Origin of the sequence: Burkholderia sp. BCC0097, from assembly GCF_902832985.1 — a bacterium.
In the GTDB taxonomy this organism is placed as follows: domain Bacteria; phylum Pseudomonadota; class Gammaproteobacteria; order Burkholderiales; family Burkholderiaceae; genus Burkholderia; species Burkholderia orbicola.
In genome coordinates, this window is the sequence record NZ_CADFDM010000018.1 from 23,861 (window position 1) to 34,488 (window position 10,628).

16 protein-coding genes and 1 pseudogene are annotated in these 10,628 nt (G+C 64.6%); 1 reads left to right on the forward strand and 16 read right to left on the reverse strand.

Annotation, left to right across the window (positions count from 1 at the left end):
• Nucleotides 1–145: 145 nt before the first annotated feature.
• The 3 genes from HWX07_RS35810 to HWX07_RS35820 are packed head-to-tail and all read right to left on the reverse strand — an operon-like array spanning nt 146 to nt 2,570.
• Complete coding sequence (locus HWX07_RS35810; protein ID WP_175879421.1) at nt 146–1,261, reverse strand: type VI immunity family protein; 1,116 nt, start codon at nt 1,259–1,261, stop codon at nt 146–148.
• 5 nt (nt 1,262–1,266) lie between these two features.
• Entirely contained in the window at nt 1,267–2,037 is a 771-nt protein-coding gene (locus tag HWX07_RS35815; protein WP_175879422.1) for a VRR-NUC domain-containing protein, read from the reverse strand.
• Nucleotides 2,034–2,570, reverse strand: a complete 537-nt coding sequence (locus HWX07_RS35820) for a PAAR domain-containing protein (RefSeq protein WP_175879423.1) — start codon at nt 2,568–2,570, stop codon at nt 2,034–2,036. Before HWX07_RS35820 ends, HWX07_RS35815 begins: the two co-directional genes overlap by 4 nt.
• A gap of 233 nt (nt 2,571–2,803) precedes the next feature.
• Between HWX07_RS35820 and HWX07_RS35825 the strand changes: the two genes are divergently transcribed.
• Entirely contained in the window at nt 2,804–3,292 is a 489-nt protein-coding gene (locus HWX07_RS35825) for a hypothetical protein (protein WP_175879424.1), read from the forward strand.
• A 247-nt stretch (nt 3,293–3,539) separates the two neighbouring features.
• Here the strand turns inward: HWX07_RS35825 and HWX07_RS35830 are convergent, their stop codons facing one another.
• The 13 genes and pseudogenes from HWX07_RS35830 to HWX07_RS35890 all read right to left on the reverse strand — a co-directional run bounded on the left by HWX07_RS35830 (nt 3,540) and on the right by HWX07_RS35890 (nt 10,570).
• The gene (locus tag HWX07_RS35830; protein ID WP_059454872.1) at nt 3,540–4,616 is read right to left on the reverse strand and encodes a site-specific integrase; all 1,077 of its coding nucleotides are present in this window, start codon (nt 4,614–4,616) and stop codon (nt 3,540–3,542) included.
• Between the two features lie 113 nt (nt 4,617–4,729).
• Nucleotides 4,730–4,897, reverse strand: a pseudogene (locus HWX07_RS37290) (hypothetical protein); the annotation flags it as partial.
• Nucleotides 4,890–5,186, reverse strand: a complete 297-nt coding sequence (locus HWX07_RS35840) for a hypothetical protein (RefSeq protein ID WP_175879425.1) — start codon at nt 5,184–5,186, stop codon at nt 4,890–4,892. The pseudogene HWX07_RS37290 and the gene HWX07_RS35840, both read right to left, overlap by 8 nt.
• Nucleotides 5,187–5,506: 320 nt before the next feature.
• Nucleotides 5,507–8,299 carry a toprim domain-containing protein gene (locus HWX07_RS35845; RefSeq protein WP_175879426.1) on the reverse strand — a complete coding sequence of 931 codons (2,793 nt, stop codon included), beginning with the start codon at nt 8,297–8,299 and terminating at the stop codon, nt 5,507–5,509.
• Nucleotides 8,300–8,304: 5 nt separating this feature from the next.
• Complete coding sequence (locus tag HWX07_RS35850) at nt 8,305–8,556, reverse strand: hypothetical protein (RefSeq protein ID WP_175879427.1); 252 nt, start codon at nt 8,554–8,556, stop codon at nt 8,305–8,307.
• On the reverse strand, nt 8,553–8,915 hold the full coding sequence (locus HWX07_RS35855) for a hypothetical protein (RefSeq protein WP_045678860.1): 363 nt from the start codon (nt 8,913–8,915) through the stop codon (nt 8,553–8,555). Before HWX07_RS35855 ends, HWX07_RS35850 begins: the two co-directional genes overlap by 4 nt.
• A gap of 3 nt (nt 8,916–8,918) precedes the next feature.
• Nucleotides 8,919–9,113: a hypothetical protein gene (locus HWX07_RS35860; protein ID WP_017432093.1), complete on the reverse strand. Its 195-nt coding sequence runs from the start codon at nt 9,111–9,113 to the stop codon at nt 8,919–8,921.
• A 43-nt stretch (nt 9,114–9,156) separates the two neighbouring features.
• Nucleotides 9,157–9,351 carry a hypothetical protein gene (locus tag HWX07_RS35865; protein ID WP_175879428.1) on the reverse strand — a complete coding sequence of 65 codons (195 nt, stop codon included), beginning with the start codon at nt 9,349–9,351 and terminating at the stop codon, nt 9,157–9,159.
• Between the two features lie 4 nt (nt 9,352–9,355).
• Nucleotides 9,356–9,550 (reverse strand): hypothetical protein, encoded by a 195-nt coding sequence (locus HWX07_RS35870; RefSeq protein WP_012734468.1) that lies wholly within the window; start codon nt 9,548–9,550, stop codon nt 9,356–9,358.
• 88 nt (nt 9,551–9,638) lie between these two features.
• A complete protein-coding gene (locus HWX07_RS35875) occupies nt 9,639–9,887 on the reverse strand; it encodes an ogr/Delta-like zinc finger family protein (RefSeq protein ID WP_006757081.1) in 249 nt (82 codons plus the stop codon).
• 27 nt (nt 9,888–9,914) lie between these two features.
• On the reverse strand, nt 9,915–10,106 hold the full coding sequence (locus tag HWX07_RS35880) for a hypothetical protein (RefSeq protein ID WP_012734469.1): 192 nt from the start codon (nt 10,104–10,106) through the stop codon (nt 9,915–9,917).
• A gap of 28 nt (nt 10,107–10,134) precedes the next feature.
• Nucleotides 10,135–10,326, reverse strand: coding sequence for a hypothetical protein (locus HWX07_RS35885; protein ID WP_017432096.1), 192 nt, complete (start codon nt 10,324–10,326; stop codon nt 10,135–10,137).
• 16 nt (nt 10,327–10,342) lie between these two features.
• Nucleotides 10,343–10,570, reverse strand: coding sequence for a hypothetical protein (locus HWX07_RS35890; RefSeq protein ID WP_017432097.1), 228 nt, complete (start codon nt 10,568–10,570; stop codon nt 10,343–10,345).
• Between the last annotated feature and the right edge of the window lie 58 nt (nt 10,571–10,628).

Here is a 10,628-nt window from a genome sequence, read left to right on the forward strand (position 1 = left end):
CCGCCCCACCTGCCCGCAAAAACGAACGGTTTTTATGCACTCATGCGCCTGGCGCTCCGGGCCGCCCGGCGCGGGCCGCACGGCGGGCGGCCGGCCGGTTCTTCTATGCAGTTTTATGCGCCTTGGTTATGCAGGCTCGGCGCGGTCACTGTCGATCCGGTAGCTTTGCCGTCTTGTGAAGCTCGACCCAGTAGTCGGGGAGCTCGTCGTCGGGCACGTTGAAGCGCCGGAGCCACGCTTCGCTCGCAATCGTCGTACTGAGAAGGGGAGCGGTGCTGTTGACGGTGCCATCCTGCAGGCTGTCGATCGTATCGGCGACGATGGGGCGCAGAGCCCGGTTCAGCACGACATATGCGGCTGGCGGCTCGGGCGGGTGCCCCGCGCCAACCGACACGCCGGTTTGAGGTTCCACCCCTGCCTGAATCAGCAGGCCGCCGTCGCCGAACGCAGCCTTTCGATACCAGTCCGGGGGGAGCACCATTCCGTCTGCTCCACCGGCGCGGCGGACGAGATCGGCATCGATCACGGTCAGCCAGTCGACCGTCTTGAGCTTGTCGGTCAGGTCGCGCACGCACGTCCGCCGTGGGCTTCCGACGTCGACGCCGGCCCCGTACTGCCGCGCCCAAAAATACTCGCTCGCCTCGTTTGGCTCGCGCCCCATCGGCGGCAGGTTGACCGCGTAACCGCCATGTCCGTGTACTGGCCGCAACCATTCCGCGAACTCGGCGAACAGCCGCTCGAACGCGCCAGGCGCGAGCTGCAGAAAGCTGCGCGGCACCGTGAACGACATCACGTCGAGGCTGCGCTCAAACTTCGCTTCCCAGTCTTCGAGGCAGAACACGGCGAAATCGTAGAAGCCGGCCGCGAGCTTGTGATCCGCGCTGGTCGTAGTCGACACCAGGGCTGCATTGCTCGGAACGTGCTTCGCCAGGTCGGGAAAGCCAGGGGATTTGTCGAACGCGACGGGCGCCGCGCCTTCTGCGTAGAACCATCGCATCGGGCCGGCCTTCGGTGGATCGCGGCCTTCAGCCTCTGCCAGTGCCGTCTCGTACCTGGTGATGACGTCGAGATAGCGGTCGTAACATCGCACGAGCGACTTGCGCGTCGCCTCCGTGTAGCCGTTCCGGAAGTACAAGACGCCGCGCACGACAAACGCCGCGCCTACGATGCCTTTCTGATAGGGCGGCTCGAACAGTCCATACGGCAGGGTATCGCGGCGCTTCGGGTCATTGGCCCACGCAGCCAGTTCATCTTTCGTCATGGTATTCAGGGGAACGCGAAGCCGGGGACGCCCGGCGGAAGATGCGGAATCGGGGCAGGCATTGCGCGGTTCGGCCCGGCCGGACTGACGCCAAAAATCGACTCGACGTCAGATTGCGTTTGCGTCGATCGCGCCGGTTTTTCGTCCGGCTTGTCGTCGCCACATCCGCAGTCGGCTGGGCGCAGCGTTGCCACCTTTTTGTCGCTACCGGCGATTCGCACGTATGCCTCCCGTTGACGATCGCCGTACGAATCCTCGAACTTCATTTCGACGACGGTCTTGATATTCGACTGCTCGGGCGGCAGAGCAGGATCGCGCACGATCACGACGTCGGGTCGACGCGTTTGATCCAGGCCCGTTTTCTTCCCGTCGCGGTAGCCCTTCATGCCGCCCGGCCAATTATCCCGTATCCAGTCGACGACGGAATCCGGGCGCAGCGGCCGATCCTCTTCGGTCATGATCGGGACCGGAGGCGCTGGCGGTGTCGGGCTCATGTCGTAGCTGACCTCTGGCAGGTACTCGGTCGGCCCGCCGAACGTCGCTCGCGACGATTCGTTCATGGCGTCCAGGCGTTGAGCGACGCATGCTTGTCGGAGCGTCCGCGACCTCCCGCGCTTGTCCACTCTCGTCTGGACGCCGATGCGTGCGCAGGGGCACATCACGCCGCAGAGCACTTCCTTATCCTTGCCCGACAGGCGACCGTCGAGCCCGACGAGGGTCGTGTTGCCGTCGCCCTTGCTTGCGCCGGGGGCCGAGCTGCGCGAATAGTCGGTCATACCTTCGTGTCCGCGGTGCCTGTCGTGCCCGGCTGACTGAACGACAGCGATGCGGCCTGCTGTGTATTCAGCCAATCCGTATGGCCGTTCGCATCCGTCATGCCGTGAATCGTCTGGCCGTCCGTCGACGTCACGGTGTACGGATGGTTTGCGATGGGCCGGCGTGTGTTGTCGTCGACGACCTGAAAGCGGCCGCGATTCGGGCCGTCGTTCTGCCGCACTACGCTCTTGCCGCCGCCGACCGGCGCGCCCGCGCCCGATGTCGGGGAGGCTGTTGCGCTGCTCTGCGACGCGATCAGCGTCGCACCACACGCAGTTACGTCGCCCTCGGACACGACTGGCCGACCGTGGAACGTCATGTTCAAACCGGTCTTGATCTTGACGATCGGATAGAGGCCGCCGCAGCGCGGACATGAAACCATGTCGCCGAGCAGAGCGAGCGCCTTCCCGTCGACCGTATTGGTCATGTCACTGGCAATAACGCGCCCACCGTGCGAGGTCGTGTCGCCATCCCGAATGAATGCGAAGCCCATGCTGAACCCTATGAAGAAACGGTGCCGCCGACTGTAGCACGCGACACGTGAGCCCTTCCCCTGTTGGGATTGACAGGTTTTTGAGATTGTCAAGTGATAGGCGGTGACCTTGCGCGAACTGCTCGCATTGCTGCCAATTTGTTCAGGTCGTTGCGGAGGCGCCAGGTTCTTCCGGCAAGTGAGGCCAGATAAACTGAGGCCAACAGCTAACGCCATCACGTCCGGGGAAAATAATGACAGTCTGCCAAGAGCACACGATTTGCTTTGAGCTAATGAAGGGGGTGCCTTCCGCGATCGTCGCGGTAGTCGTCGCGATTGCATCATGGATCATCGCGTCAGAGCAGGTCCGGGTGGCAAAAGGGAAGCTCAACCTTGACCTCTTCCAGGAGCGTTACGCGCTGTTCAACCTGATGTGGAGTCACCTTAGCGATATGACGCGCGGGCCGACAAATCGACGGCACGAAGTGCAAGTCGACTTCCGGAATTCCGTGCCGAAGCTCGAATTTCTGTGTGGCAGCACGATGGCGGAGTATGCGAAATTGGTCATCAGGCATGTGGCTGAGTACGAATCGATCGAGTCCAGTACACGCGCGAACGGCGGAGTCATGCGGCAGGAGCATATCGACCGCCACACGGAGCTGATGAAGTGGTTTTATGACGAGGCCACGGAGGGTTTGAGGCGTAGATTCGCCGAGTTCCTGGACTTCGAAAAATGGCGGTGATGGGGGCCAGCGACTACAGTGAAATTACAGTTTGGGTGAGCTTGGACAGCCTTGATTGACCTTGATTAGCCTTGGTTTTGCTGATTGCGAGTCGTGTAAGGCTTTGATTTTTAAAGGCTCCCGGTGTGCCGGTAAAGCTCCGAAGGCAGGGGTTGCTGGTTCGATCCCAGCCGGGCGCGCCAAGCCTAGTAAGGCTTCCAGCGGTTTCGCTACTTCATCGTTTTCTCCCACTTCAGTGAAATTACAGTCAGCCGGCGGCGACGTGCAGCTCGGCGACCCGTGTGTGCGACTGCACCCACTGCGTCAGGTGGTCCGCTGACAGGTGCGCGTAGCGCTGCACCATTTCCAGCGTTTCCCACCCGCCCAGCTCCTTCAACACCTGCAACGGCGTGCCGCGCTGCACATGCCAGCTCGCCCAGGTGTGGCGCAGGTCGTGCCAGCGGAAGTCGCGGATGCCGGCGCGCTTCAACGCCTTCCGCCAGGCCTCGGTCACGGTCTGATAGACCGGCCGGCCGTGGTAGACGAACACGCTGTCGACGAACTCGGGCGCGCGCTTCTTCGCGCGCTGGCGCAGCAGCACGGCGATCGCCGCATCTGAAAGCGGCACGGTGATCGCCTTCTTCGCCTTCGCCTGGTCCGGATGAATCCAGGCGACGCGCCGAACGATGTCGACCTGGGACCACTGCAGCCCGGTCACGTTCGAGCGGCGCAAGCCGGTCTCGAGCGCGAAGCGCGCCATGTCGGCCAGGTGATCCGGCAGCTCGGCGAGCAACCGCTCGGCCTCGGCCGGCGTGAGCCAGCGAATCCGCTTCTGTACGACCTTCGTGCGCTTCGTGACCGGTACGCGGTCCAACCATTCCCACTCGACGGCAGCGTTCAGCACGGCCTTCAGCACGCCGATTACGCGCGTCACGGTGCCGGCGCTGACGTACTCATCGGTGGTCACGATCCCGTGCTTCGTGCGGATCACCTTCGGTTCTCTCCGTTTGGCGAGAGCGATCGCGTCGATACGGTTGCGGTCGATGTCGGCCAGCGCGACGCCGGACAGGTGTTGGTCAAGCCAGCGCAGGTGCGTTTTCGACGTTTCCAGGCTCGACAGCCCTTCGCGGTCGCTGATGTACCGCACGACGGCGTCGTTCCAGGTGTAGCGCGGCTTGTGGCCGAGCCGCGCCTGGTTCCACAGATCGACTTTCAGCCGATCGTGCAGCTCTTTCGCCTGGGCTTTGTTGCTGGTGCCAGTGCTGCCTTGTACGACCGGACCGCCGCCAGGCGGGGTGAGACGGTAATACCAGTTGGGACTGTTACTGCGTTTATAGAGCGACATGATTCAAATTTCTCCTGCGGGTCGCCCTGCACAACTCGCGGAATCCATTCTCCGGCGAGGTAACGCTGCAGGGCAACTGTCGAAAACATCCAGCGCTTGCCGACCTTCCGACCAGGCAGCGCGCCAGCCTTCGCTTTGAGGCGCACCGTTTCAGGGTGCGCACCGAGCAGCGCGGCGGCTTGTTCGAGGTTCACGGTGTTCATCGGGCTATCTCCCGAGCGTGACGCGGCGGGGGGAGGGGCAAAACAACTCGTGGATTCGTGGCATGCCCTGTTATTCATACGTAACCATCTGATTTTTAAGGTTTTCGTTTGCCATCATTTGCCATGAAAAACACATGGCACCCCCTTCCGACTCGTGGCCTAAAAAATAGGCAGCGCCCGCGACTCGTGGCAAAACGTGCCCGACTCGTGGCATCGCTTTTCGGTCAATTTCCGCCCCTTCTACGTATTCTTTCTTCTTCTTTTTCAATGAATTAGAGAGGAGAGAAAAAGGGACGGCGGCGGCCGGCGCAAAAACCGGACTAGTGGCAAAACCGCATCGACTAGTGGCAATTCGAATGCGATTCATGGCGGCACTCTTCTCAACAATCAAAGAGTTACGAGCGGACAGCCCCGAAAACCACGATTCGCGTGCGCTGCCTGCCCGTTCCCTGTGGAAAAACCGGTCCGGGCGCCCCCTCTCCCTCAAGGCTCGCGTAGTTGCCCGGCCGTTTCGACTTGCGGGGGGGACGGGGGGAACCGGACAGCACGGCGACCGCGTGACGGCGTGCGCCGATTGCTGCGCGCATCGACGCACGCATCCGAAACTCGAATACAGGGCCGCTACGCGGCCAGAAAGAAGGAGGAAAGGGGTACGGCCGCGCTGCGGCCGCATCGGCTGAGAGGGCGTCACGCTGCGGCCCCTTGTCGTGCGTCGGTCGCCAGGTCTTCACGGATGGACACGTGCAGGCCGAACGCGGCCAGGCGGTCCAGCGAGATCGGCGTGAGGTACGGCACGCGTCGGGTGTAGATGCGCCGCTCGACTTCCTTCTCGCCGACCACGACGCCGGCGTGCTTGAGTTGCGCCTTGAACACGCGATCGGATTTCACCGGCAGGCCATTCCATTTGTCGCGCAGTGCGCTCGTGTGGGCGATGTGGTCCATCACGTGGCCGGTGCGCAGCAGCAGGCAGAACTCGCCGTCGACGGTATCGAACGTGAACGGGTGCTTGTAGTTGCCGCCGTCGATCTCTGACAGCACGGTTTCCATGATCCAGACCCACGGCTCGCGATCGGCGCTCGTCTCGGCAACGTGGCCGTTCATTTCGGTGAGCAGGTCGCGCGGGAAGTCCCCTTCGCTCGGGTCCATGCCGGCGAACTCGCACAGGTAGCGCCAGGCGAGCGCGACGGCCGCATAGTTGCCGGCCATCCGCTTCGCGCCGTCGTCCTCGCCGCTCGCGCGGCAATTGGCCAGCGCCTTGTCGCGCAGCGTCGCGTACTGGTCGGCCACGGCGCGCTTGTCCAGGCCGGCGAGGAATTCGAGCCACTGGCGAACCGGGAAGCGCGGCAGGTCGTCCGGCATCAGCGGGCCGCGCTTGCCGGTCAGCGTTGTGCGCACGAGCTTGCCGAGCAGACTGCGCACGGGCACGTCTTCGCCGGCCAGCATCACGGGCGCGCACAACAGGTATTCGGTCATGTCGGTGCCGCGACGTGTCACGGTGTACTGGTAGTTCTCCTGCAGGAGGCCGACCGCCTTGTCGATCACGTCCTGCCGGCGCGCGGACAGCTCTTCCCATCCGACCGGGTGGCTCGTATGGCTGATGCTGGTCAGCAGCCGGAACTCGGTCTGCAGCGACTGCCCGGAAAACATCGTGAACGCGAGCGAGCGCTCGAGGCGCTTGATGAGCGTCGACTTGCCGGCGCCTTTGTTCGCCTGGATCGTGATGTGCGGCCAGAAACCGAGCAACGCCTTCAGGTGGCCACCGAGCGCCCACACGAGCGGAATCGTCGCGGCGTTCTGCTTGAACGTCGCCTGGTATGCGGCGATCACGCGACGCGCGTCGCTGGCCGGGCCGGTCGGGAAGGTCAGGTTGTGGTACGGGCACTGCTTGTCGGCTTCGGTGAAGTAGCAGTCCGGGCCTTCGTTGACGATCAGGCGGCCATCGCGCCAGGCGAGGCCGACGAAGTTCGCCGCCTGGCGTGCGCCGAGGTCGGCGCCGCGCTCCAGGATGTTGACCATGCGCTTGAACGGTGCCGGCGCCCAGATCGGGCCGAACTTGCCCCACTGGTCGACGTTGTGGAGCTGGTCGTCGAGCATGACGCGGCGCACGAGCTGCGCACCGTGGCGCGGCGCCTGGACTGACACGGCGAAATAGACGGTCGGCGCCTGGTCGGCGTCGCCCGTCATCGTCGACGTCGCGCTCGCCACGGACACGCGGCTGATGCCGGCGATGCGGAAGCCGCACAGGTCCGTCATGACGGGCGTCTCGACGCCGCTTTCCTCGTTCTTGTCCATCTTCGTGATGTAGCTGGTGAAGTCCGGCCGCACGCGGAAACGCCAGTACTGCGCGAAGTCGTGCGACGGCAGGAAGATGCGCGGCCGGCCGCGACGCGTGGCGTCGCCGGCGAGGCCGGCGATGAGCCACGGCTCGAGCTGGTCGAGTGCGCGCTGCAGATCGGCCGGGCCGCGCAGTTGAAGGTAGTCGTTCACGTCATTGATCGGCTTGACGGCCTTCTCGCCGTCCGCGAGGTCGGCGAACCAATTCGCCTGGTCGACGAGCACGGCGCTGATGTTCAGCGCCGTGAGCCGTTCGTAGAGCGCCCAGGCAGCTTCCGGCCCAGGGCGGCGGCCGGCGCGCGGGTGGCCGTCCGCGAACGGCTCGTCGTTGTCCAGGCAGATCACGACCTGTTTGCCGCGCAGGAACGCGAAGTCGATGCCGTCGACGTTCGCCAGGCCGCGCAGCGCGAGCGCGGCGGCACCAGGCATCGCGCAGGTGTCGATCGACAGCGCGTTGATCGCGCTTTCGACGATGAACACGCGCTTCGCCTTCTCGAGCCGACGAGGATCGGCGGTCCATCCGTAACCGGCCTTGTCGCCCTGGGTCTGCGTCTTGACGCCGCCGTTGAGCGCGGGATCGACATAGCGCATGTCGACGGCAACGACGCGGCCGTCGCCAGGCGCGCGCACGATGAACGCGGCGGCCGGGCCGGCGTGACCCACTTCGCCGGCCGCGACCTTCGAGCTGGTCCACGTGTTGAAGCCGAGCGTGCGGGCGGCGATCGCCGCGTCGATCGCGCCGGCGGAAATGCCACGGCCGACGAGGTAATCGCGCACCTGGTCGCGCTCGGCGAAGCACCGATCGGCGATGTATTCGACGGTCGTTTTCTCGCGGCGCTCGGCCGGCGCCTGGCGGTCGAGCGGGATGCCGTACGCGTCGTGCAGGTAGCGCACCGCGTCGGCGACCGTGCCGCCGCGCGCGTGAATGACCAGGTCGATGCACGAGCCGCCGACGTCGGCGCTATGGTCGCGCCAGCCGGTGCCGTGCTTCGGGTGGTTCACGTAGATCGACAGGGACGGGCTCTTGTCGTCGTGCTGCGGCGAGTGGTACAGCGCGCGGTCGCCACCGCGACCGCGCTTCAAGCCGAGGCGATCGGCGAGGTCATGCAGGTCGATGCGTTGTTTCAGTTCGTCGATCGAGGCCATCGTTATTACTGTTGCTGTTGATGCAGGGAGAGGGCGGCAGGGTTGCCGGGTGTCGCGGGGCTGTCGACGATCGCCTTGAGCGCGGCGGCCGACGCGGGGAAGCCGAGCGCTAGGCGATCGCCGAGGACGGTGACGAAGAGGGCGAGCATCGCCAGGCGGCGCAGGCTGCCGGGCTCGTTCTCGAAATTCAGATAGCCGGCGGCGGCTGCGATGGACGCCGCGAGCGCGGCGTCCTGAGGGGTAGTCGTGTGCGTCATGCTGCTGCACCTCCGAGGATGTCGTGATGGTTCTGCTGCAGGCGTTGAACGGCGTGCTGCAGCTCGTAGCGCGAGGTCATCGCCTGGTCGAGCGTGGAGCGCAGGCGGTCGCGGATGCGATCGACGTTCGCCGCCGCGTTCGCACGCGCCGCGTCGTGTGTCACGCCATGGCCGATGCGGATGCCAGAGGCAAGGTGCGTGACGACCCATTTTTCTGGATGGCCGTCGCGGAGGTGCGGCTCGACGTGGATGCCGAACGCGGCACCGACGTCGTTCGGGATGACGACGTGATCGCCGGCGACGGTGCGCAGGCCGGCCGTCGTCAGCAGCTCGTAGCGGATGGTGGGTGCGTGATTCATGCTTCACCCGCGCGGCGGAACGGACCATGCCAGGGCCGCGATCAGGACGACCATCGCGACGACGCCGATCACGAAAGCGATCGCGCGGGCGTTTCGAACGTCGAACAGGCGCAGCACGTCGGCGGCCAGGTAGTAGATGCCGGTGAGGGAGAGGGAAAGCATCAGCAACACGCTGATGCCGAACACGTATGGCTTCATGGTGTGGTTCCAGGTGAGTGCGCCGGCGGCCGGCGCGGATGGGTCAGTCGAAGTCGTTCGCGGCGCGGCGTTTCCCGTCGACGGCCGATAACTCGGGCGCGGGTTCTCGATCGCGCCATACGTTCGCCGTGCATTCGAAGGCGCGGCGGGCGGCCGGGCACAGGGCGTCGAAATTCCCGACCATGCGCAGGCGGCGCCACATCGCGCGCAGGTCGAGGTCGGTGAGGGGCGCGCGCATCGCGTCAGTGCATCCACTCGAGCACTGGCGTGCCGTGCGCAAGGTCCCATGACACGACGAAGCCCAAGGCACGGGCGGACGCGACGAATACGTCGGCGCGGACGTCGGCAGCGGAGATCTTCGTGAGGTAGGCGACGCGCTCGTCGTAGGACAGCGACTGGGCGAGTGCGGCGATCGGTGTGGTGATCAGCGTTTGCATACGGCCTCCAAGAAATTTCAGGCAAAAGGAGTCCCTCACGCCCGCAGAGCGGGCGCGATGGGTGTTCAGCGAAACAGCGGGTTAGGGCTTAGGCGTCGAGCAGCGGGAGCTGTCGCGAATCGGTCGGTAGCCGATCAACCTTGCCGATCGGCACGTACACGTGCGGATTCGGGTTGAGGCTCGGCGCGATCGTGTGGACGGTCGCGACGTGGATCTTGTAGGTCGTCGCGCATTCGATGTTGGTGCACTGGCAATACGCTTCGCGAACGAGAGCGGACAGCGTGCGGCTGGTTCGAATGACGGCGCGGCTGCCGCAGTGGTGACACTTCAATTTCATCGTGACTTCCTGTCGGAGACTGCCGCGTTAGGAACGGCTGCTGTTGTGGACGACGTAGAGAGCCCGGTCTCGTCCGGTGAGGCGACGTGTGCCGAGACGCAGTCGTCGCTTCACGAGCCATTCGGCCGCCTGCTGGAGCGTCGCGAGACCTTCCTGCTGTCGCACGCGCTCGAGCAGTTCGGCGTCCTGCTCGGTGAATGTGATTTCGAGTTCGGGCATGGAATCGGCTGCTTCTGAGCTGCTGCCTTTAGCCGCGCTCGTGGGCTACATTGCTCGATGGCAACAGAGCCTCGGCGGCTTCGCGCAGGACCATCTGGCGAATCAGCGTTGCGGTTTGCTCGCCCTGGTAGTTGGCGAGTGCAGTGATCAGGGCGTATTCGTAATCGTCGAACCGCACCATCAGGCGTCTTTCGCGGACGCGCTTGGGATCGGGGTACATGGTTATCACCTCGGGTTCAGCTTGCGGAAACATTGCCCGTGGTGTCCTCAAACGAGGACATCTTGGCGAGGTAGAGGGGGAGCCCTTCGAGATAGATGAGACGCGCGAGGCTCGACAGCGAGCGCCGTTCTTCGCGGCCGAGCAGCTCGAGCTGGGCGCGCTCTGCGGGAAGGAGGCGCAGCGAAACGGTCTTGCTGGACATGACGCCCGGCGGCGCACGCCGCGGGCCTTTGTGGGTAGTCATGGCGGGTATACTCAATTTCGATAGTGCTTCACTAGGGATAGGTGAAGTGTAAGGTAAT